Source organism: Helicobacter cetorum MIT 99-5656 (genome assembly GCF_000259275.1).
Classification (GTDB): domain Bacteria; phylum Campylobacterota; class Campylobacteria; order Campylobacterales; family Helicobacteraceae; genus Helicobacter; species Helicobacter cetorum.
Genome location: NC_017735.1, coordinates 100,821 through 121,223 on the forward strand (window position 1 = coordinate 100,821; position 20,403 = coordinate 121,223).

The window sequence follows — 20,403 nt, forward strand, 5'->3', positions numbered from 1 at the left end:
TATATTTCATTATGGTTGTAAAACTACAACCATATAAAGTCGGAGTAGTATCATGAAAGCATTAGATGCGGCAAAATTTTTGGTTAACTTAGCGATAGACAATGAAAAACCCATGACTAATCTAAAATTACAAAAGATGTTGTATCTAGCTCAAGCAGAGAGCAATGCAACACTTATTGAAGAAGATTTTCAGGCGTGGGAGTATGGACCTGTTGTGCCAAGTGTTTATCGCAATTATCGTAATGGAGCTTCTAGAATTAATAGTAAAGATGAGGAAGTAGAAATATCTGATGACAATAGAAACGCTTTGGAAGAAACCTATAGAAAGTATGGGGACAAAGAGCCATGGGATTTATCAGATGCAACACATGCAGTTGCATCTTGGATTGATAATTACGATAAGGATACGAAAAATAAGGTAATTCCAAAAGAATCAATTAAAAACGATAGAGAAAAATTAAGGGAACTCTTATGCGACAAGACCTTAAAGAAAAAATAAAAAGAGTTATTGAAATTGTTGCCGGTGAAAATAGCGATGAATCCAATAAAAATGATGAGAGTTTGTTGTCTTGTTTTGATTTCTTGAGTGAATTCCATAAAACCGATTTCGGTCTGTTTAGTCTGTATTTTACGACATTCCTTAATGATGAAAGTGCTGGACATAACAAGGGAACTGATTTCTATGATGGTCTTATGGAAAAATTTGAGAGATTATCACAAAAAGATGCTTTTTCCCCATACAAAGAGCTTTTGGAAGATATGCACAATATTTGTCTTGTTGAAAGGTCTCGCATGGATATTCTATATCAACATGAACAATCAATACAAAGATTGCAAAGTGATTTAGAGACTAGTGCCACAAAAGTTGCAGACCTTAATAATAAAATCAAAAAAACTAAGGATAGATTGGGTAATGTAAAAAGGGATTTTGTTGCTATTTTGGGAATCTTTGCCGCTATTTTTATGGCATTTGACAGCGGACTTAAAATTAATTTGGCCGTATTTGATAAAAAAGGCCTAGATGATTTAATCGCCCTATGCTTATTCATGTTCGCATCGTTTTTTACCCTTATCTTGTTGCACTCTCTCTATCGTTTTGTCAAAAATATTGCAAACAACAATCAAGATGCCAATAAAACCGACTCATGGGAATATGGGATTTCCATTTTCCTACTTTTCCTCTTAGCTTTTGTTATTGTTTATAAGAGCTTTAATGCAAATAGTAGTAGTTCTCAGGCTAACCATCAAATCCCTTGTTGTGATACGACTGCACCATGTTTAAATTATCTAGCAAAAGTTTGCAACAACCATTAAAACTTTTGATACACAAGCACCACGCTTTTAGGCGTAGAATATAAGCTAAAAAAATTGTGCGTAGCTTCATTAAGCGTTCCACAAAATAGCGTGTTTAAACGCAAATCTTTTAAAGGGTATTTGAGATTTTTAGAAGTGAATTTACTCTCAAAATCCAAGCTAAAAAGTGAAATTTGCTCTCCCTTAAAACTAGGCAAAATAAAAGGGGTTTCTAGCACCCTAAAAATACCATAATCACTAATCGCTTGGAGTTTCTTGCAAAATTTAAAATACTCAAACAATAAAAAAATGTTCGCTAGGGCGTGGTCTTCTCGCTTACCATTCAATCCTAAAAAAATAAAATCATTATAGCCCCATTTATGCGCGTAAAAAAAGGCTTTGGATAAATCGTTGCTATTTTGCTCATTCACGCATATGGGGTTATACAAGGCCTTCAAACGAGAATCAATGCTATCCAAATCGCCTATGACTACACTTGGTTCAATTTTTAACTCATGCAAGGGTGCAACAGCCCCATCGCATGCAATTAAAAAAGGGGCGTTTTTTAAAATTTCTAAGCATTTTTTTGACTTAGGAAACTCCCCATTAGCCAAAATCACTGCTTGCATGACTTATTCCAGCGCTTAAAATAATACATGCCAATAAAAAGAAACAAAATCGTTGTGAGTAGTTGCGTTAGGGTTTCTGTAGAGATTTGAAAGATACAAAACCACACAATAATAGACACTACATTACCCAAAGTCAATAGCACATAACTCTCCATATAACGCAAAACCTGTAAAATAAAAGCAATAATAAATACCACAAAATTAAAACTCTCTGCCAGCAAAAAATTCGTTTTAATCTGTTTGAAAAACAAAGCGCTCAAACAAGTTAAAACCCCTATGCCTAAAATCAGCGCAAAGCGTAAATCCCACGAAAGTTTTTTAGCCTTGATAGTGCCGTTATTTTGCTCTGTTTTTTTCCATGAAAATAACCCATAAATCGCCACAGGCATATACAAAAAAAGGCATAAAATCACTTCGGCTTTTAACCCCCATTGATAAGTGATGTAAGCATAACTCAAATTATAAATAAAACTAAATACAAAGCAAATTGTTTGTCTCTCTCCAGCAAAAAACGCATACAAAATCCCACTAAGCCCTGCGACTAGATTGATAAACGAACCTTTAACAAGAATATGAGCGGCAATTAAAAACATGCAAGCAAGAGTGAGCGTAGCATAAAATCGTTTGGATAATTGAGTGGTTATTAGCATGTTATTCCTTACGCAAGAATTACCTTGACAAGTTCTATGGGTTTAATCTCAGCTTTTTAAAGCACCCCTTAAAATGGCATCAATTATAGCACAAGTCCAACTAGCTCTTTTGATACGCCATATCCCAAAACTTGTATTCATATTCGCTTGTAGTGATAAAAATGTCCTTTAATTTTTCAATTTCTTGTTTTGAAGAAGTGCGAGTGAGAGAATCAAGCAAAGTAATATTCCAAGTTACACATGCTTGAAATTCTTTTGAAGAATAGCCCTTAATCCAATGCCCATAAAAGGCATGTTCTAAAGCGTTTGGAATTTGACTCAAATTTTGTGCAATCACTAGGTAGCTCCAAGCACAAGCTAGAACAGCCACCGTAACTTCTTTAATAGACCCCTTAAGCCCTTCAGCGAGCATGTAGCTTGTATAAGATTTATTAGCTAGAGTGGGGCGTGCATTTTGCAATTCTGTTTGAGTGATTTGAAGTTTTTTAACATAATGGTTGTGGATACTCATTTCGTTATTCAAAATATCTTGTATAGCGTTAGAAAACTCTCTCATTGTTGCTTCATCATAAGCTTTGACTACGCCTAGAGCAAACACCCTAGCGTATTCTAAAAGATACAAATAATCCTGAATGATATAAAAACGAAATTTATCCGTTTCTAAAGTCCCATGCCCAATGCCCTGAACAAACGGATGAGAAATACAATTTTCCCAAATAGATTGCACACTTTTATACAGATATTGTGAAACTTGCATCAATAACACACTCCCAAATTCAATTTAATACGCATACCAGCACAAAGGCTCGTAATATAGCATAAAGACTTGTTTTTTCTAAAAGATTCGTGGTTAATCCCTTAAAAAACTTTTCTTAACCACCTATTAAAATACTGCCCCAAAATTGAACGCTATTTAGGCTAAGTCCACTACCCCCTCCATTAAACTCAAATCACCACCCCCATTTAACACAAAGCTTAAGAATGCCTTGAAAGCCAAGAATAGTCAACGCCTCCACAAGCGCATTGCTAGGATACCCAAAATACGCCGAAATTTCATGCATGGCGATGATAAATAGCATCATTAAGAGCATGAAATAAAAGTCTCTTAGCCTTGAGTTTGACAAAACATCATAAAATGCACCAAAAAATTTGGCTTTAAAAATAGCTTTAATAAAACGGGGTTGTTCTTGCCAAGATTTAATAGTGAGGTAACCCCATGACCTACCTTGCGGGTTGAATAAAAGATTAGCCAATAAAACCGCTACTAAGGCTGCCGGCCATATATACAGGCTACCTTTAGGGTCAAAAAGTGGGTTAATATGATTACGACTCAAGAGTCCACCTGTTATAGACATGCATAACCCACAAGCTAGACCAATCGCTCTTGTGTATTCAGAATTGCTCAAACGCTCTTTTGTATCCATGCGATTCCTTTCCCCCCTCCATATGAGAGTATTTATATCAAAATAGATTTAACTATCATTATTATTGACTAGCAATTTGTAACATAAATGTTAAATAACCCCATTAAATGTTTTATTTCTACACAAATTGTAAAATTAAAGTAAATCACTATAGAAAAAATAGCTTTAACAAAAACTATCTGCTTCAATAAATGTCATTTCTAAGTCTTCTTAAGCTATAATATGAAAAAACTCAATATTTAGGTGTTTTAATGATAGGAAATACAATCAAATTAGGTTTGGTAGGATTAAGTTTAATGAGTGTGTTAAATGCCAAAGAATGCGTTTCGCCGTTAGTAAGAAGCACTAAGTATCACCAACAAAGTGCCGAGATTAAAGCTTTACGGCTACAGACTTACAAAATGGCGAAAATGGCGTTAGACAATAATCTTAAGTTTGTAAAAAATAAAAAGCCAGCCATTATCTTAGATTTAGATGAAACGGTGCTTGATACTTCTGATTACGCCGGCTATCTTGCTAAAAATTGTCTGGAATACACTGAAAAGACTTGGGATGATTATGAAAAACAAGGGACTTCTAAGCTTGTGGCTGGAGCCTTAGAATTTTTAGAATACGCTCATTACAAGGGGGTGATGATTTTTTATATTTCTAATCGCACCCACAAAAATAAGGCGTTTGTATTGAAAATGTTAAAAAGCTTGAAACTTCCGCAAGTGAGTGAAAAATCCGTTTTATTAAAAGAAAAGGATAAACCAAAGGCAATAAGGCGTGCTATGGTTGCTAAAGATTATGAAATTATTCTCCAAGTCGGCGATACTTTGCATGATTTTGATGTCATTTTTGCCCAAGATAAAAAGAACACTAAAGAGCAACAAAACAAAGTGCTAAAAAACGCTCAAAAATTTGGCACAGAATGGATTATTTTACCTAACTCTTTGTATGGCACATGGGAAGATGAACCTTTAAAAGCATGGCAAAATAAAAAATAAAGCTTTTATCAATAGCATAAGCAAAGACAATTTTTGCTAACATGACAAAAATTGTTTCTTAAGGCAAAGCAATGGGTTTTATAGGGTTTGAAGACCTAAAATGTAAAGACAAAGAAAACTCTAAAAAAATTTTTGTGGTTCGCAACGATAAATTAGGCGATTTTATTTTAGCTATTCCATCTTTACTTGCCTTAAAACATGCTTTTTTAAAAAAAGGCATAGAAGTGTATTTGGGAGTGGTTGTGCCTAGCTACACCGCCCCTATAGCCTTGGAATTACCTTTTATTGATGAAGTCATCATAGAAGACAATCATTTGAGTGTCAATCTAAAGGATAAGTCCATTGACGCTCTTATCTTTTTATTTTCTAATTTCAAAAACGCTAAACTTGCCTTTAGTTTGAGAAAGCATGTCCGCTATATCCTAGCTCCTAAGACAAAAGCCTATTTTTGGCTTTATAAAAAAAGTGTGCGTCAAAGCCGTTCCTTATGTCTGAAAACAGAATACGAATACAATTTGGATTTAATCAATGTTTTTTGTAAAGATTACAACCTTCCTAACGCTCAAATGCCAGAAATTACATACAAACTTAAAGACAGAATAAAAGAGCGTTCAATCCTTGCTTCAAAACTTAACATCAATCCTAATTCTTTACTCATTGGCGTGCATATTCATAGTGGGGGCAGTTCGCCCGTATTGCCAGCATCGCACTTTATCAAGCTGATTAAAATTTTACATGCAAAACTAGATGGTGAAATCATTCTCACCTGTGGGCCAGGCGAGAGAGACGCCACAGAATTACTTCTTAAAGAAGTGCCTTTTGCAAAGCTTTATGACACTAGCCATAGCCTAGTGGATTTAGCCAAATTGTGTGCGAATTTAGAGATTTATATAGGAAACGCTTCAGGTCCTTTGCATGTGAATGCTTTATTTGACAATCTGTCTATTGGATTTTATCCTAACGAGCTAACTGCTTCCATTGCTAGATGGAGGCCTTTCAACAAACACTTTTTGGGCATCACTCCGCCTGATAACTCAGATGATATGAGTTTGATTGACATAGAAAAAGAAAGTGGAAAAATCATAGAATTTATCACACAAAATCTTTCTAATCACACACAAGAAAGATAGCTACAACAAACAAAAACACTCAAAAATTTTTGCACTAAATGGGTTATTTTACCTAAGTCTTTGTATGGCACATGGGATAATGAGCCTTGAGCTTTTAAAAGCATGGAAAAATAAAAAATAAGCTTTAATAAGGCAATTTCAAAAACTTAAATTTGTTAAAAAGAAGAAGTTGCTTTGCAAATGAAATAAATTTTTAAGCGCATTTTGTGCTTAAAAACCCTATAATATTTTTGATACCAAATACACTAGGACTACATGCCCTACAGATTAGAAAAAGACTTCCAAGACTTAATTGCTAACAACAGCAATATTCAAAAAGATATTTGTTCTATTTTAGAAGTGGAATATAAAGATTTTAAACTTTTAAAAGAGAACACCTATATCAATGGCATTACGGCAGATTTCACTCTTTTTGAAAAAAATAAAGTTAAAGCCATTATAGAGTGTAAGGGCGGGGCTATCAATGTAACAGATTATGTGAGAGGTATTGGCCAAATTTTTCAATACGAATACTTTTTTGAAAATACTTTAAGCCTTAAAAATTATCAATTTAGTGAGAATTTTAGTAGTGTTTTGATTTTTCCTGAGAGTGTTCTAAAAAACAATGATTTTAATGTGGGGCTTTTTAAATATCCTAAGAGCAAGAAAATCTTAGAAATCAATTCGCATAGTTTAGCTGTTAGACACATTAGTGATAACGAATTACAGAAATTAAGAGAGACAAAACATAGGGATTTTAAGGTAATTTCGCCCTATTATGTGCGTGATATTAGATTTTTTGAAGTGTATTTTTTACTCCAAGTTTTAGCCATTTTCAAATTTAAAAATAAAATTGCACATCGCAAAAGTATAGAAGAAACTATTTTAAAAAGGTCTAATTCGCTTAATAATGGTAACTGGCGAAATGTTTTTATTACTTTATCCACACTAGGTTTAATTGATAACAAAAACTATCCTACAAGCACAGGGTTAAACCTTATAAACATGGGCTATAGTGAATTTCTTGTGATGATTTTTGAGAGCTATATCAAACCTTACTACATTGAAATTTTTAAACTTGTAGAAAACAATACGCTTAATTTAAAAAATCATGAGATTGCAGAACGCATTAAAAAAAATTTTAACAACCATGAAGTTTTATTTTTAACCGAGTCAAATTCAAGGTATATTTCATCATGGCTTAATATCGCAAAAGATGATTTTGCTTTCTTTAGCTTTGCTAAAAGAGATACGCAAAGAAAACTAATATTTAACCCTTTTATTAGCAATAAAGAAAGCTTTGTCAAACATATTGAAAAATATTCACTTTACAATCAATATAAAGAAAGATATAAGGAAATTTTAAATGGCATATAATATTTGTGAATTTTTTGTAGGGGCAGGTGGTTCGCATTTAGGCTTTATGCAACAAGGTTTTAAAACGCTCTATGTCAATGATATAGATGAAAATGCCTTAAAAACTTTACTTTATAACAATAAAGAATTAAAAAATGCCATTGTAGATAAAACAAGCATTACAGAAATTGACCCTAAAAATTTACAAGCACAGATAAAACAAGAGATTGATGTTATTTTTGCTGGCATTGTGTGTAAAAGTTTTTCGTTAGCTGGAGAGCGTTCGCCTAATGATAAACGAAATTATTTTTATCGCTATTATTTAGAAATAGTCAAAACTCTAAGACCAAAAATCAGTATTATAGAAAATGTAAAAGGCATGCTAAATGCTAAAATTTTAACACAAGATACAGACCCTAAAATTTTACAAGAAGTAGATATTTTATACCAAGAGTTAGAAAATTATAAGGGCAAAAAAGACAGAATTAAGAAAAAAGAACGCCATAACTAAGGAATTTGAAAATTACGGCTTAACCTTACGCCAAAAAAAACATGCCTTACAAAAAAAACTCAATAATTTAATGCATGGCGTTGTAGATGATATTTTAAAAATTTATAAAAACTTAGGCTATCGTGTAGAATTTAAAATTCTAAATAGTGCATGGTATGGAAGTGCGACAAAAAGAGAAAGATTGATTATCGTAGCCATAAGAGATGACTTGCCCTTTAATTTTACATTCCCTAAGCCCACGCATTTAAGCGATGAAATCAACACCAAATTAGATTTTAAAGTTTTACCTACAAATTTTAAGAAACCTTTTTTAATTAGAGACGCTTTTAATTTGATTGACTATTCTAACTTAGATGATACAGACAATTTTCCCATGCAACACAATGAAAAGACCATTGAACGCTTTAAATTCATACAAGAAGGTAAAAATATAAAAGATTGTATAGAGAATCTACCCAAGCATTTACAAATTTCTCAATTTTATTCTAGGGGTAACACCATGCGTTTAAAAATGGACTCTCTTGCCCCAACCTTAGTCCCAGGGCATAGTAATTTTCCTATCCACCCAACAGAACACAGGAGTATTACCATTAGAGAAGCAGCCACCATTACAGGCTTTCCCACCCATTATAAATTTTTTGGCTCACACACCAAGCGTTGCGAACAAGTAGGCAACGCTGTGCCTATTGCCTTATCAAGTGCTATTGCTAAGGAAGTTAAAAGGTTTTTAGATAGTTTAAGATAAAAAAATTTGATAACTAATATCATTCTAACGATTTTAAAACATTAAATGATTTTATATAGAGACTTTAGCGTGCTATTGATTTACCCTAATTCATCTATTTTCTTGTAAAATACAAGCTTAAATCTTAATTTAAAGTAGCCTATGATTAGTCTAATAGAACAAATCCCTTATGTTGCTTACCCCCTGGCTCTTTATGAGAAATTAGAGCAAAATAACACCCTTTTGTTTGAGAGTGCTGAAATTGAGAGCAAAACCAATACTAAATCTTTACTTATGGCTAAAGCTTGCTTGAAACTCATTTGTAATCATAACGCCGTAACCATCGCTAGCCTTACGCCCAATGGCGAAGCATTTTTAAAAAACCTAAGCACATTTTTCAAAACCCCTATTCAAAATAACACCCTAACCTTAATTTATCCACAAGTTAGAAAAGCACAAGATGAGTTTAATAAGCTCTTTGAACCTAGCCCTTTTGATGCTCTAAGGGGGCTTTTTAAAAGCATTAGCACCAAACACAAACACCCTTTTGCACTCTTTTGTGCCGGATTGTTTTCTTTTGAAATGCTGAATTTTTTTGAAGATTTGCCCAAGCTACAAACACAGGACAACACGGCGAATGACTTTATCTTCTATGTCGCCCAAAATTTAATCATCATAGACCATAAAGAAAAAACCACCGAGATTTTAGGGGCGTGTTTTGATAAACACCTTAAAATAGAGATAGAAAAAGAATTACAAACCTTAAAAATTCTAGCTAATAGCATACAACAAGATTTTATACCTAAAAAACTCAAGCAAAACATAGAAATTAGCACTAATTGCACAGACAATGAGTTTGAAAAAAAGGTGTTATTCTTACAAGAAGAAATCAAAAAAGGCGAGATTTTTCAAGCGGTATTATCACGAAGTTTTTATATGGAATGCAAAGAGCCTTTGAGTGCGTATTATCATTTAAAGCTTGCCAATCCTAGTCCCTATATGTTCTATGTAAAAGATAGCGATTTTATCCTTTTTGGGGCAAGCCCTGAGAGTGCTTTAAAATACAACGCTAGTAATAACTTAGCTGAGATTTATCCCATTGCAGGCACTCGTTTAAGGGGTAAGGATAAAAATGGCAACATTGATTATGATTTGGATAGCAAAATGGAATTTGATTTGCAACACGACTATAAAGAAAGGGCTGAACATATCATGCTAGTGGATTTGGCACGAAATGACATGGCTAGAATTTCACAAAAACGCTATTGCAATAAACTCTTAAAAGTAGATAAATACTCCAATGTCATGCATTTAGTTTCTTGCGTGGTGGGGGAATTAAAAAAATCTTGTGATAGCTTGCATGCCTATAGAAGTTTTATGAATGCAGGCACTCTAAGTGGAGCGCCTAAACTATCAGCTATAAAACTCATCTATCAATTAGAAAATCAAAGAAGAGGGTCTTATGGGGGGAGTGTAGGGTATTTGAATTTAGAAGGCTCAATGGATTCTTGCATTACTATTCGCTCATGTTTTGTTAAAAATCATAGAGCTGTAATTCAAGCTGGAGCTGGAGTGGTGCTAGATAGTAATCCTAAAAGTGAGGCTAACGAAACCAAAGCTAAAGCTCAAGCACTCATCAATGCCATTAGGAAAACAAGCTTATGAAAATCTTTTTTATAGATAATTTTGATTCTTTTTCTTACAACTTAGTATATGAGTTAGAACATTTAGATTATGAAGTGCTAGTGTATAGAAACGATATTGAGCCTAATTATCTTATGAAACTTATGAATAAAGAACAAGAAAAACCCCTTTTATTTCTCTCACCAGGTCCGGGTAATCCTAGTAATTCTAGTAATCTCTTAGAAATCATAGAAAGGGCTAAAGGTCATTTTCCTATTCTAGGGATTTGCTTAGGCTTACAAGCCTTAGCACAAAGCTATGGGGCTAAGATTATAAGAAGCAAAGAAATTATGCATGGCAAAGCAAGCACTATCACGCTTAAAAAACACGAAGTTTTTAAGGGCTTAGGGGAAAGTATGGTTGTGGGGCGTTATCATTCTTTAATGGCAAGCGAACTACCTAAGGATTTAGAAGTGATTGCCAAATATCAAAATATCCCTATGGGAATTATCCACGAGCAAGATAAAATCTTAGCCTATCAATTCCACCCCGAAAGCATCATGACTTTAAAAGGAAGCGAGCTTTTAAAACAGAGTGTAGAGTTTTTAAGGAAACTATAAAGCATGAAAGACATTTTAAACACCCTATATAATCAAAAAAATTTGAGCGACAAAGAAACAGAAAGGTTATTCACGCTTATTATCAACGAAGAAGTCAGCTCTGTGCAACTTGGGGCGATATTATGTGCTTTAAAAATTAAGGGTGAGAGCTTTGATGAAATTAGTATCGCCGCACAAACGATTTTAAAGCATACGCCAAAACCTTTCAATAGCAACTTGGACTTAATAGATAATTGTGGCACAGGGGGCGATAGACTAAAAACAATCAATATTAGCACCATAGCTGCACTCATTGCTAGCTCTATGGGACTACCCATGGCAAAACATGGTAGCAGAAGTGTATCAAGCTATAGTGGGAGTGCGGATTTATTAGAAAATCTAGGCGTGAATATTGAAATGAATAGCACGCAATTAAAAAATTGCTTAGAGCATTCGCAATTTGGGTTTTTATTCGCCCCCTTATATCATCAGAGTTTTAGGAAATCTGCCCCTTTAAGAAAAGAACTCTTCGCTAAAACGATATTTAATTGCTTAGGGCCATTGATTAACCCCTTAAGACCCAAAATCCAGCTTTTAGGGGTGTATGATAAATCCTTGTGTAAGACTATGGCACTCGCTTTAAAAAAAATAGGAGTTCAAAGAGCTATGGTGGTTAATGGGGGCGGGAGTGATGAAATTGTCTTACATGATAAGACAAGTGTGTGCGAATTGAAAAATAATGAGATTTTAGAGTATTCTTTGAGTGCGAAAGATTTTAGTTTACCCCCCTATGATTTAAAAGAATTACAGATTAATGACGCACAAGAAAGCACAAAAGCATGTTTAGATATACTACAAAATAAAGCCAAAGATTCGCATAAAATGGTAGTCGTGGCTAATGTAGCGTGCTTATTGTATTTGAAGGGTATTGCCAAAGATTTAAAAGAAGGCGTTGCAATGGTCTTAGAGCATTTAAAAACCGGTATTGCCTATACGCATTTGCAAAAAATTATAGAGCTAAGTCATGTCTAGCGTGTTAGAAAATATTATCAAAAACAAACGCCTAGAAGTCGCAACGCTTAAAAAAATCCACGCCTTACCTAGAGCCTTAAAACCAAGCGATAGAGATTTTAAAAAGGCGTTATTAGAAAAAAATACAAGCTTTATTTTAGAATGCAAAAAAGCTTCGCCTTCTAAAGGGCTTATTAGAGAAGATTTTAATTTAAAAAAAATCGCTAAAACCTATGAAAAATTTGCGTCATGCATTTCAGTCTTAGCAGATAGGCGCTATTTTTTAGGCTCGTATGAAAACATTCAAATCGTTAAAGAAAATAGCACTAAACCCATTTTGTGTAAAGATTTTATCATAGATAGTTTTCAAATCAAGCTCGCTAGAATGATGGGGGCTAATGCAGTGCTTTTAATGCTAAGTGTCTTAGATGATAAAACCTATTTAGAGTTTTTTGATTTGGCTAAAACCCTTAATATGAGCATATTAAGTGAAGTGAGTAATGAAAAAGAAATCAAACGCCTTTTAAGTTTAAAACACGACATTATAGGCATTAATAATAGAGACTTACACACGCTAAAAACTAATATTGCTAACACCCTAAATTTACGCCCCCTTTTAGAAAAAAATGCGGTAGTGATTAGTGAATCAGGGATTAACTCACATGCTGAAGTTAAAGCATTAGCCCCTTATGTGAATGGCTTTTTAGTCGGTAGCTCTTTAATGAGAGAAAAGAATTTAAAAAAAGCGTGTGCCAAACTCATTTTAGGCGAAAATAAAGTCTGTGGCTTAACTAGAATTAAAGACGCTAAGATGGTTTATAAAAACCATTTTATTTATGGGGGATTGATTTTTGAAAAATCTTCGCCTAGGTTCATTAAACCCAAAAAAGCACTAAAAATCACAAAGGCTGTTAAAAAACTAGATTTTGTAGGCGTATTTGTGAGCCATAAAGCTAAAAAGATTGAAAAAATGGCTAAAAAGCTTGGTTTAAAAGCCATTCAATTGCATGGCAACTATTCACCTAAAGAAGTGGCATATTTAAGAAAAAAGCTTGTGAAAACTTGTGCTATTTGGCAGGTAATCAGTGTGAGTTCTAAAAAAGATTTAAAACCTAAGTTTGAAGGGGCAAATTTAATTTTGTATGACACCAAGGGGGATAAATTTGGGGGTAATGGCACAAATTTTGAATGGGATATTTTAGAAAATGTTAAAACGCCTTTTTTGTTAGCTGGTGGGCTTAATTTAAACAATGCTAAAGAAGCCTTAAAGGTAGGGGCTTTAGGACTAGACTTTAATTCAGGACTAGAAATTTCTTCTGGCATTAAAGATAAAGATAAAATCAAGCAAGTAGCAAAAATTTTAAGAGAGTATTAGAATGAATAAAAATGCGTATTTTGGGGAGTTCGGGGGGAGTTTTGTTTCAGAATTATTAGTGCCTGCACTTAGAGAACTAGAGCTTGCTTTTTATGATAGCTTGAATGATAGCGAATTTCAAAAAGAATATGCAAGGCTATTAAAAGATTTTGTAGGTCGCCCTAGCCCTTTAACTTTGTGTAAAAATATTATTTCTAATCCTAAAGTAAAACTTTATCTAAAACGAGAGGATTTAATTCATGGCGGAGCGCATAAGACTAATCAAGCCTTAGGGCAAGCCCTTTTAGCCAAAAAAATGGGCAAAACACGAATTATCGCAGAAACTGGTGCTGGACAACACGGCGTAGCTACAGCCCTAGCGTGTGCGTTATTGCAATTAGAATGCGTGATTTATATGGGGGCTAAAGATATAAAACGACAAGAGCCAAATGTTTTTAGAATGCGTTTATTAGGGGCAAAAATCATCAGCGTAACGCAAGGCTCAGCTACGCTTAAAGACGCCGTGAATGAAGCCTTAAGAGACTATGCAACTAACTATAAAAACACGCATTACTTGCTAGGCACGGCCGCTGGGCCACACCCATATCCTACAATGGTTAAAACTTTTCAAAGCATGATTGGCACTGAATGTAAGGCTCAAATTTTAGAAAAAGAAAATCGCCTACCTGATTATGTTATAGCGTGTGTAGGAGGGGGTTCTAATGCTATAGGGATTTTTAATGCGTTTTTAGAAGATAAAGAAGTTAAACTCATAGGCGTAGAGCCAGCGGGACTTGGACTAGATACAAATAAGCATGGAGCGACTTTAAATAAGGGGAGTATAGGCATTTTGCATGGCAATAAAACTTATCTCTTACAAGATAGTGAAGGTCAAATCACAGAAAGTCATAGCATTAGTGCAGGGCTAGATTATCCGGGTGTGGGGCCAGAGCATAGTTATCTCAAAGATAGTAAGCGTGCTACCTATGAGAGTGCTACTGATAATGAAGCTTTAGAAGCGTTTAGCTTGTTGTGTCAAAAAGAAGGCATTATTCCAGCACTAGAAAGCTCACACGCCTTAGCATATGCGTTGAAACTTGCTAAAAAGTGCGATAAAGAGAGCGTTATTGTAGTGAATTTAAGTGGTAGGGGCGATAAGGATTTAAACACCGTTGCTAACGCCCTAAAAAGGGAGATTAAATGAGATACTCACAAGTTTTTAAAACATTAGAGCAAGAAAATAAACCCGCTTTTATTCCTTTTGTAACCTTAGGCGACCCTAATTATGAATGGAGTTTTGAGATTATCAAAACACTCATTGATAGCGGTGTGAGTGCCTTAGAACTAGGCTTTGGCTTTTCTGACCCTGTAGCTGATGGAGCCATAATACAAGCGAGTAATTTAAGGGCATTAAAACACGCTAAAATGGACAAAAACTTTAAACTTCTCAAAGAGATTAGAGAGTATAACGCTCATATTCCTATCGGGCTTTTAGTATATGCGAATTTAATTGTGGCTTTTGGAATAGAAAAATTTTATGCCACAGCTAAAGAATGTGGTGTGGATAGCATCTTAATAGCGGATATGCCTTTAATAGAAAAAGAATTAGTAGAAAAACACGCTAAAAAACACGAAATCAAACAAGTTTTTATCGCTAGTCCTAACGCAAATCTTAAAGACTTAGAACAAATCGCTAATCATTCGCAAGGCTACATCTACACCTTAGCTAGAAGTGGGGTTACTGGTGCGAGCAATACGCTAGAAAATGACGCCACTAACATTATCAAAACCTTAAAATCCCTTTGTGCTACCCCATGCCTATTAGGCTTTGGCATTTCTAAAAAAGAGCATGTGAAAAATGCTAGAGATATGGGAGCAAGTGGCGTGATTTGTGGCTCAGCATTAGTAAAAATTATAGAAGAAAATTTGAGTAACAAAAACGCTATGTTAGAAAAAATTAAGGGGCTTGTAGAAGAGATGATGAAATGAGTTGGATTGGTTTTTAATGCCACCAACAACAAAGCTAATCCTAACACTTAAAGATTTGTTTTGATGTTTTTAGGCTTAGCGAAAGCCTAATCTTTTATGTTTTGGTATTTATCGCAGTTTTATCAGCCTAATAAATTTATCCCCCCTACTTTTTGTTGTAAAAAGCTAAGGTTTCATGTGCCTAAGATTTCCCCAAGAATTTATTTTTCTTGAAACAAGATTTTATTGTAATAGATTTATACCAAGACTATCTATTCGCCCTTTTCTTTTAAGTTTACGCACACTTTTTCATACCATTTTAAAATGGTTTGTGAAGTCATGGCAAGCCTCTCTCTATCTAGGTCACATATTTTCAAAGTCCCTTGTAGCACATAACATTGCCCAATACTATTGTCAGCCCAATCTAAAACCCTAACCGGTCGTCTATAAATAAGCCAATCATATTCTATTTTTGACACAGAATAATGGGCATCTTTCCTAATATCATACGCCCCACCAACCACTTGCACTAAAGCAATAAAGGTAGCTCCAGCTCTCATGGCAACAATATTATTGACTTTTACTTCATTTAAAAACTTAGCGATTTGGTTATTGTCATGTTCCCAATCATTTAATCCAATCAGACTATATTTCTTTAAGATATTAGTCGTATTTTTATGCATTCTTCGCTGGATTCGCCTTGATGCATTTGCCAAAAATGTGTTCCATTCAACATGTTTTTCTCCTATTCTTAATCTTTAATTAGATTGCTTAACTTATATTTACTAAAGCACAATAATAAACTTATTTTAGTTTTAGTGCTTCTGGGTTGCATAAAATAAAACCATCTCTAAATGGCACACTGGAAACCATTTTAAGATTTATCTCATGAGAAAATTCTACATAATTCAATAAAATTGTCCATAAACACTTCGCCTTTTAACCCTTTAGTATGAAATTCGTTTGCTATAGTCACACGAGAAGTGGTTGTAATATATAAGCTTTTTATTACCATTAAAACATTCGACACATCTATAAAAATATTCTAAATCTTATCCATAGCACTATCACTTCTAATGATACTAATGTGATAGAACTATTTTTGTAAGTTTTATATCAAAAACTATCCTTTATTGTTATGAAGCACGATAGCTCTTGCCTAAACCATTCATTGCAAAGAATGTAATTCTTTCGCAAAATTGGTCTAGTCGCAAATTCTTAAACGATTAGTTCATCTATTAACACACGAAATTCATTATCAATACTAATATATCCTCAATACCTTGTAGCTTTTGGTAGATTTTTTCCATATTCTTTTGTCTACTCTTAATTGCATTGCAATTTTTTATATAATTTTTTCCCTACTCTTTGAAATCGCAATGCCAAAGCTTTTGGATACTTAAAATGAAAACTCATAGTCCTTCCTTCAACAGGAATCAGTCCTATTTTACACTTGGGATATCTTACTTTTTTGGCTTCATTTCTTTTTAAAACCATTATTATAAGTTTGTTATCTAGACTGCTCCACTGTTGCTTTACCATGACTATAAGGACTAATTCCATTACGCATGATCTTATTTCTTTAAAAATAAATTAACAAGTTTTTGTAAATCCTTAATCACTTTTAACATATGCCACAAGAAGTATCCTATAAACACGAGATATGCATAGAATAAAACAATACTAGTAATATTTTTTATAATTTTTATTTTCAAAATATCTACTTTGAAATGATAGAAAATTTGTATAAATAATAAAAATATTAAAAAGTAAAAAAGAACCTTTAAAAACCCAACAAGTCTATTGAATAAGGGTATCACTAAAAAATTCCAATTATTTTCTTTAAGTTCATGAATAAAATCAGTTTTTTGACTAAATAACTGAATAGCTAAAGGAATAATTGCAATGCCAAAACCAAAGAGTCCAGCAATTAGTGTGATAAAAATATTGCTTAACTCTTGTTTGGATATAACTGAATAGCAATCACTTATAAAATTTGCATCAATTAGCCATAAAACCACACACAATAACAAAGCAATAGCACATACCTTTATTTTAATTTTGAGCATAGTAATTCTCTATTAAAGTCTTATAAATTTGCTTTGAATATTGCAATCTTTTTTCATGCTCCTTTAATGAACCAATATATTCATAGTAGGTTTCTACTTGCAAGTTTAAATGAACCAAATTTTCAAACAATTCAAAAGTTTCTTTTTCTTTCCCATCTTCTTTGCAAGTAATTTTCATATTTAAATCTATTTCGCCACTCATCATTTTGTCACATTTCTCCCTAAAGAAATGGTATATTTTCTCTTTAAGGTTTCTCTCATTAGGTTCTATCAGTAAAGAAGTTTTTAATTTAGCGTTTCTTCCCCAAATTAAATCACTCAACTCTCCATCTATATCTGGTTTACTAAAATATTTTTCTAAAGGAATATGTGATAACTCTATTTTTTGAATGTTATTGATTAAACCTTTCAAACGCTCTAAAATATCTTGTCGCTTTAATGACTCAAATATAAATTTTGAACACCCTAATCTTTCAACACCAATCTAGAGTTCGTTAATAGTTGCCGATTTACCGCCCTTCTCCATAATCAAAATATTCTCTTTAGACAAAAATACGCAATGGCTAGGAATTTTTGGGTGCCACTTATCACTTAACTCTGAACGATTAAGCATCTTTTTTTCTTTGTCTTCTATCATCATAAAATCTAAATCTTTAGCCAGCAAAAAACAAACACAACCTACTGGTATTCCATCTTTTAAAAATTCATTTCTATATTCAATAGAATCAAACCAAATAGAAATTTCTCGTTTATTGCCGCTATTTAAAATCCTTGCATCACTGGCCGGCGAATCACTATCTAACTTACCAGCCATATTTATCAAAACTTCATCTAAAGGTTTAGTAAATAAGTCCCTTTCTGTTTTGACCTTATACACAAATGCTCTGAGTTTACCCATAAAACTATCCTTACATACTAAATACTTACACTAATACAAGTCAACTGAATGCCCAATCTATATTGTGAATACCTTAGAACTATTTTAATCAATCTCTTGCATGAACAATCTTAATGTACTTGTGTATTTTTTTAACAGATTTCTCTTTTAAATCTTTTTTATCTTCTAGAATTTTTAGAAACTCTATCACTCGTCGACCCAACTATTCAAAACGCTTTTCTATGCTCTCTTTATCCTATTTTTGATATTTTTTAACTATATCTTGGGTTATTACAAAGCTTGTTATTTTCTTGTTGTTACTCATATAAACATCACATTTTTGTTTAAAAATCCTTATTCTCAGCTTGATTATTTTTGCACTCTGCCAAAAGAGTAAGGTTGCCTAAAGAATGAGTATATTTTTCTCTTTCTTTTTCATCACTAAAATCTTTGAGCCACTGGACTACTTTCGCTAGGATTTTGGGGCAAAATATGTTCCAAAAATACTTGATAAATGGATAAAATTTAGGATTATCTACACGATAATATTCCATTAGAAGTAAAATATATTTTGAAAATGGCCTTTTAGCAAAATTAGAAACTTTCAACAGCTCCAAAATTTCTTTGCATTGTCTCCCTGAATACCTAAATTCTGTCTAATTTTTCTCTTAACTTCCTCTAAAGTTTTTTCTCTTTAACATCCTTAATAATTGCAAAACTAGTCTCCCTAATCACATCAGATCTCCTTCCTTTAAGCAAATTCTAGCAACAATACTACACTAACAACTTTTTAAGACTTTCTATATGCCCATATTTTCACATGTGTAGCACATAAAATACTCCTATAATAAACCTTATGCTTTAAGTGTTTTAAAAGGGCTATGTGAACATCTTTCTCATTCTCCAATACTTTTTTATACGAAACAGCAAAATATTCAAGCTCTCCCATAATCACTAAAATGCTTTTTTGTAAATTCCCATTTTTATCTAACCATTCTTGCAAAAGTCCCTTACTTAAAGCTACTTTAGGCTTACTTCCCTTAAGATAATAAAGATAATTCAAAGGTCTTTTTAAAATTCTGCTTTATGCCTATGCCCTTAAAATAAGCACAACCCACATCATAATGTGCGATAGCATTGCCTAAATCAGCAGATTTTTCATAATACACAAAAGCCTTTTTTAAATCTTTCTCAACATACTGTCCACGAATATACATATTTCCTAGACTATGATGTGAAATGGCATTGCCCAACTCAGCAACCTTAGAATAACACTCAAACGCTTTTTTGAAAATTTTGTTCTGTTTCTCTCCCCTCAAAATACATATCTGCTAAACTTCCATATAAACTAGTGTCTCCAAGTTCTATGGCTTTTAAAGAATGTTTAAAGCATTTTTCACTATTTTGCCCTATACTTTCACAACCATCTCTAAATATATTTGCCAAAACAACACAACTCTCAATGTCGCCAAGGTCTGTAGCGTTTCAAAACATTCTATGGCTTTATTATAATCTTGCTACACACCCAAACCTTGCATATACAATGTCCCTAAGTCATACCAAGAGTCAGTATCCCCTAGCGATGTGGCTTTAGAATAATATTGGAACACTTATTCATATCTCCCATTATTACACATTTGATAAGCAATACTACCATATTCACTTGCAGTTAGATTATCTGTCATTTTGCACTCTTTCGTAAACTATTACTAAAAATCAAGTATAACAAAATTTTCTATGCAAATTATCATCTTACTTTTTAGCATATACCATCATGACATCTCTTGCTAGTCTCCAAGCCAAGTTATTATGCCATCAATACAATATAAAATAAGAACCTGTAAGAATAAAAGAAAATACCTGCGATTCTATAAGTCTCACTTCTTATCAAAGCTTAGCAGAACTAGAATTGGTTGAAAGTTAAAAAATGCTCATGACAAACCGATATAAACAAAGCATCAAAAAACTAAGAAAGAAATAAATCAAGAAAAGCTTTAAAAACATTTCCCTATCCCTGCACCGACTTACATTCCCACTCTTGAAAAGAGCAGTATTATCAGCGATGAAGAGCTTGACTTCCAGGTTCGGAATGGTTAACTGGGTAGTTCCTCTTCTCTAAAGACACAAGGAAAAGGGAGTTAAAAACAAAATCGTTGTTTGTTCTTAACTCCCCTTTCTACTAGGGAAAATATTTTTAACAAAGAAGATTGTTAATCG

23 protein-coding genes, 1 rRNA gene, 1 pseudogene and 1 riboswitch are annotated in these 20,403 nt (G+C 33.3%); of the genes and pseudogenes, 12 read left to right on the plus strand and 13 right to left on the minus strand.

Going from position 1 to position 20,403, the window contains the following annotated elements; genetic code table 11:
• Positions 1–52: 52 nt before the first annotated feature.
• Together HCD_RS00495 and HCD_RS09490 are read left to right on the plus strand one after the other, a co-directional pair.
• Positions 53–499, plus strand: coding sequence for a Panacea domain-containing protein (locus HCD_RS00495; RefSeq protein WP_014658658.1), 447 nt, complete (start codon positions 53–55; stop codon positions 497–499).
• Positions 472–1,314 carry a hypothetical protein gene (locus HCD_RS09490; protein WP_014658659.1) on the plus strand — a complete coding sequence of 281 codons (843 nt, stop codon included), beginning with the start codon at positions 472–474 and terminating at the stop codon, positions 1,312–1,314. The genes HCD_RS00495 and HCD_RS09490 overlap by 28 nt, the downstream gene beginning before the upstream one ends.
• On the opposite strand, the gene HCD_RS00505 is transcribed toward HCD_RS09490, so the two are convergent.
• The 4 genes from HCD_RS00505 to HCD_RS00520 all read right to left on the minus strand — a co-directional run bounded on the left by HCD_RS00505 (position 1,311) and on the right by HCD_RS00520 (position 3,996).
• Positions 1,311–1,922: a thiamine diphosphokinase gene (locus HCD_RS00505; protein ID WP_014658660.1), complete on the minus strand. Its 612-nt coding sequence runs from the start codon at positions 1,920–1,922 to the stop codon at positions 1,311–1,313. The genes HCD_RS09490 and HCD_RS00505 overlap by 4 nt on opposite strands.
• A complete protein-coding gene (pnuC, locus tag HCD_RS00510) occupies positions 1,910–2,572 on the minus strand; it encodes a nicotinamide riboside transporter PnuC (RefSeq protein ID WP_014658661.1) in 663 nt (220 codons plus the stop codon). The genes HCD_RS00505 and pnuC overlap by 13 nt, the downstream gene beginning before the upstream one ends.
• Positions 2,560–2,651: riboswitch (TPP riboswitch) on the minus strand. Its footprint overlaps the gene before it by 13 nt.
• A gap of 21 nt (positions 2,652–2,672) precedes the next feature.
• The gene (tenA, locus tag HCD_RS00515; RefSeq protein ID WP_014658662.1) at positions 2,673–3,329 is read right to left on the minus strand and encodes a thiaminase II; all 657 of its coding nucleotides are present in this window, start codon (positions 3,327–3,329) and stop codon (positions 2,673–2,675) included.
• Positions 3,330–3,522: 193 nt separating this feature from the next.
• The gene (locus HCD_RS00520; RefSeq protein ID WP_014658663.1) at positions 3,523–3,996 is read right to left on the minus strand and encodes a hypothetical protein; all 474 of its coding nucleotides are present in this window, start codon (positions 3,994–3,996) and stop codon (positions 3,523–3,525) included.
• A gap of 251 nt (positions 3,997–4,247) precedes the next feature.
• Between HCD_RS00520 and HCD_RS00525 the strand changes: the two genes are divergently transcribed.
• The 10 genes and pseudogenes from HCD_RS00525 to trpA all read left to right on the plus strand — a co-directional run bounded on the left by HCD_RS00525 (position 4,248) and on the right by trpA (position 15,261).
• Positions 4,248–4,985 carry a 5'-nucleotidase, lipoprotein e(P4) family gene (locus HCD_RS00525; protein ID WP_041594799.1) on the plus strand — a complete coding sequence of 246 codons (738 nt, stop codon included), beginning with the start codon at positions 4,248–4,250 and terminating at the stop codon, positions 4,983–4,985.
• A gap of 71 nt (positions 4,986–5,056) precedes the next feature.
• Positions 5,057–6,115: a glycosyltransferase family 9 protein gene (locus tag HCD_RS00530; protein ID WP_014658665.1), complete on the plus strand. Its 1,059-nt coding sequence runs from the start codon at positions 5,057–5,059 to the stop codon at positions 6,113–6,115.
• A gap of 255 nt (positions 6,116–6,370) precedes the next feature.
• Positions 6,371–7,471 carry a DUF5343 domain-containing protein gene (locus HCD_RS00535; RefSeq protein ID WP_014658666.1) on the plus strand — a complete coding sequence of 367 codons (1,101 nt, stop codon included), beginning with the start codon at positions 6,371–6,373 and terminating at the stop codon, positions 7,469–7,471.
• A pseudogene (locus HCD_RS09760) lies at positions 7,461–8,706 on the plus strand (DNA cytosine methyltransferase). Before HCD_RS00535 ends, HCD_RS09760 begins: the two are co-directional and overlap by 11 nt.
• 141 nt (positions 8,707–8,847) lie before the next feature.
• Entirely contained in the window at positions 8,848–10,350 is a 1,503-nt protein-coding gene (trpE, locus tag HCD_RS00550) for an anthranilate synthase component I (protein ID WP_014658669.1), read from the plus strand.
• Positions 10,347–10,928 (plus strand): aminodeoxychorismate/anthranilate synthase component II, encoded by a 582-nt coding sequence (locus tag HCD_RS00555; protein WP_014658670.1) that lies wholly within the window; start codon positions 10,347–10,349, stop codon positions 10,926–10,928. Before trpE ends, HCD_RS00555 begins: the two co-directional genes overlap by 4 nt.
• Positions 10,929–10,931: 3 nt before the next feature.
• Entirely contained in the window at positions 10,932–11,939 is a 1,008-nt protein-coding gene (gene trpD / locus HCD_RS00560; protein ID WP_014658671.1) for an anthranilate phosphoribosyltransferase, read from the plus strand.
• Complete coding sequence (trpCF, locus tag HCD_RS00565) at positions 11,932–13,293, plus strand: bifunctional indole-3-glycerol-phosphate synthase TrpC/phosphoribosylanthranilate isomerase TrpF (RefSeq protein ID WP_014658672.1); 1,362 nt, start codon at positions 11,932–11,934, stop codon at positions 13,291–13,293. Before trpD ends, trpCF begins: the two co-directional genes overlap by 8 nt.
• 1 nt (position 13,294) lies before the next feature.
• Positions 13,295–14,476: a tryptophan synthase subunit beta gene (gene trpB / locus HCD_RS00570; protein ID WP_014658673.1), complete on the plus strand. Its 1,182-nt coding sequence runs from the start codon at positions 13,295–13,297 to the stop codon at positions 14,474–14,476.
• Complete coding sequence (gene trpA / locus HCD_RS00575) at positions 14,473–15,261, plus strand: tryptophan synthase subunit alpha (RefSeq protein ID WP_014658674.1); 789 nt, start codon at positions 14,473–14,475, stop codon at positions 15,259–15,261. Before trpB ends, trpA begins: the two co-directional genes overlap by 4 nt.
• 251 nt (positions 15,262–15,512) lie before the next feature.
• On the opposite strand, the gene HCD_RS00580 is transcribed toward trpA, so the two are convergent.
• The 9 genes from HCD_RS00580 to rrf form a co-directional block, all read right to left on the minus strand.
• Entirely contained in the window at positions 15,513–15,956 is a 444-nt protein-coding gene (locus HCD_RS00580; RefSeq protein WP_227624867.1) for a hypothetical protein, read from the minus strand.
• Positions 15,957–16,814: 858 nt separating this feature from the next.
• Positions 16,815–17,309, minus strand: a complete 495-nt coding sequence (locus HCD_RS00590; protein WP_014658677.1) for a hypothetical protein — start codon at positions 17,307–17,309, stop codon at positions 16,815–16,817.
• On the minus strand, positions 17,296–17,721 hold the full coding sequence (locus HCD_RS00595; RefSeq protein WP_014658678.1) for a hypothetical protein: 426 nt from the start codon (positions 17,719–17,721) through the stop codon (positions 17,296–17,298). Before HCD_RS00595 ends, HCD_RS00590 begins: the two co-directional genes overlap by 14 nt.
• A 72-nt stretch (positions 17,722–17,793) precedes the next feature.
• A complete protein-coding gene (locus tag HCD_RS00600; protein WP_014658679.1) occupies positions 17,794–18,207 on the minus strand; it encodes a hypothetical protein in 414 nt (137 codons plus the stop codon).
• A gap of 323 nt (positions 18,208–18,530) precedes the next feature.
• Positions 18,531–18,740 (minus strand): GmrSD restriction endonuclease domain-containing protein, encoded by a 210-nt coding sequence (locus HCD_RS00605; RefSeq protein WP_144005826.1) that lies wholly within the window; start codon positions 18,738–18,740, stop codon positions 18,531–18,533.
• A gap of 236 nt (positions 18,741–18,976) precedes the next feature.
• The gene (locus HCD_RS00610; RefSeq protein ID WP_144005827.1) at positions 18,977–19,189 is read right to left on the minus strand and encodes a hypothetical protein; all 213 of its coding nucleotides are present in this window, start codon (positions 19,187–19,189) and stop codon (positions 18,977–18,979) included.
• Between the two features lie 37 nt (positions 19,190–19,226).
• Positions 19,227–19,439 carry a tetratricopeptide repeat protein gene (locus HCD_RS08690; protein WP_014658682.1) on the minus strand — a complete coding sequence of 71 codons (213 nt, stop codon included), beginning with the start codon at positions 19,437–19,439 and terminating at the stop codon, positions 19,227–19,229.
• A 22-nt stretch (positions 19,440–19,461) separates the two neighbouring features.
• Positions 19,462–19,632: an SEL1-like repeat protein gene (locus tag HCD_RS09265; protein ID WP_014658683.1), complete on the minus strand. Its 171-nt coding sequence runs from the start codon at positions 19,630–19,632 to the stop codon at positions 19,462–19,464.
• Positions 19,633–20,197: 565 nt separating this feature from the next.
• A 5S ribosomal RNA gene (gene rrf, locus HCD_RS00620) occupies positions 20,198–20,315 on the minus strand.
• Between the last annotated feature and the right edge of the window lie 88 nt (positions 20,316–20,403).

What these genes read in the sequence shown, in the direction of transcription:
- HCD_RS00530 (WP_014658665.1), top strand. Translation starts at nt 5,057, where the DNA reads ATGGGTTTTATAGGGTTTGAAGACCTAAAATGTAAAGACAAAGAAAAC.
- HCD_RS00555 (WP_014658670.1), top strand. Translation starts at nt 10,347, where the DNA reads ATGAAAATCTTTTTTATAGATAATTTTGATTCTTTTTCTTACAACTTA.
- trpA (WP_014658674.1), top strand. Translation starts at nt 14,473, where the DNA reads ATGAGATACTCACAAGTTTTTAAAACATTAGAGCAAGAAAATAAACCC.
- HCD_RS00590 (WP_014658677.1), bottom strand. Translation starts at nt 17,309, where the DNA reads ATGCTCAAAATTAAAATAAAGGTATGTGCTATTGCTTTGTTATTGTGT.
- pnuC (WP_014658661.1), bottom strand. Translation starts at nt 2,572, where the DNA reads ATGCTAATAACCACTCAATTATCCAAACGATTTTATGCTACGCTCACT.
- HCD_RS00600 (WP_014658679.1), bottom strand. Translation starts at nt 18,207, where the DNA reads ATGGGTAAACTCAGAGCATTTGTGTATAAGGTCAAAACAGAAAGGGAC.
- HCD_RS00520 (WP_014658663.1), bottom strand. Translation starts at nt 3,996, where the DNA reads ATGGATACAAAAGAGCGTTTGAGCAATTCTGAATACACAAGAGCGATT.
- trpD (WP_014658671.1), top strand. Translation starts at nt 10,932, where the DNA reads ATGAAAGACATTTTAAACACCCTATATAATCAAAAAAATTTGAGCGAC.
- HCD_RS09490 (WP_014658659.1), top strand. Translation starts at nt 472, where the DNA reads ATGCGACAAGACCTTAAAGAAAAAATAAAAAGAGTTATTGAAATTGTT.
- HCD_RS00535 (WP_014658666.1), top strand. Translation starts at nt 6,371, where the DNA reads ATGCCCTACAGATTAGAAAAAGACTTCCAAGACTTAATTGCTAACAAC.
- HCD_RS00495 (WP_014658658.1), top strand. Translation starts at nt 53, where the DNA reads ATGAAAGCATTAGATGCGGCAAAATTTTTGGTTAACTTAGCGATAGAC.
- HCD_RS00505 (WP_014658660.1), bottom strand. Translation starts at nt 1,922, where the DNA reads ATGCAAGCAGTGATTTTGGCTAATGGGGAGTTTCCTAAGTCAAAAAAA.
- trpB (WP_014658673.1), top strand. Translation starts at nt 13,295, where the DNA reads ATGAATAAAAATGCGTATTTTGGGGAGTTCGGGGGGAGTTTTGTTTCA.
- tenA (WP_014658662.1), bottom strand. Translation starts at nt 3,329, where the DNA reads ATGCAAGTTTCACAATATCTGTATAAAAGTGTGCAATCTATTTGGGAA.
- HCD_RS00525 (WP_041594799.1), top strand. Translation starts at nt 4,248, where the DNA reads ATGATAGGAAATACAATCAAATTAGGTTTGGTAGGATTAAGTTTAATG.
- HCD_RS00605 (WP_144005826.1), bottom strand. Translation starts at nt 18,740, where the DNA reads ATGGAATATTATCGTGTAGATAATCCTAAATTTTATCCATTTATCAAG.
- trpCF (WP_014658672.1), top strand. Translation starts at nt 11,932, where the DNA reads ATGTCTAGCGTGTTAGAAAATATTATCAAAAACAAACGCCTAGAAGTC.
- trpE (WP_014658669.1), top strand. Translation starts at nt 8,848, where the DNA reads ATGATTAGTCTAATAGAACAAATCCCTTATGTTGCTTACCCCCTGGCT.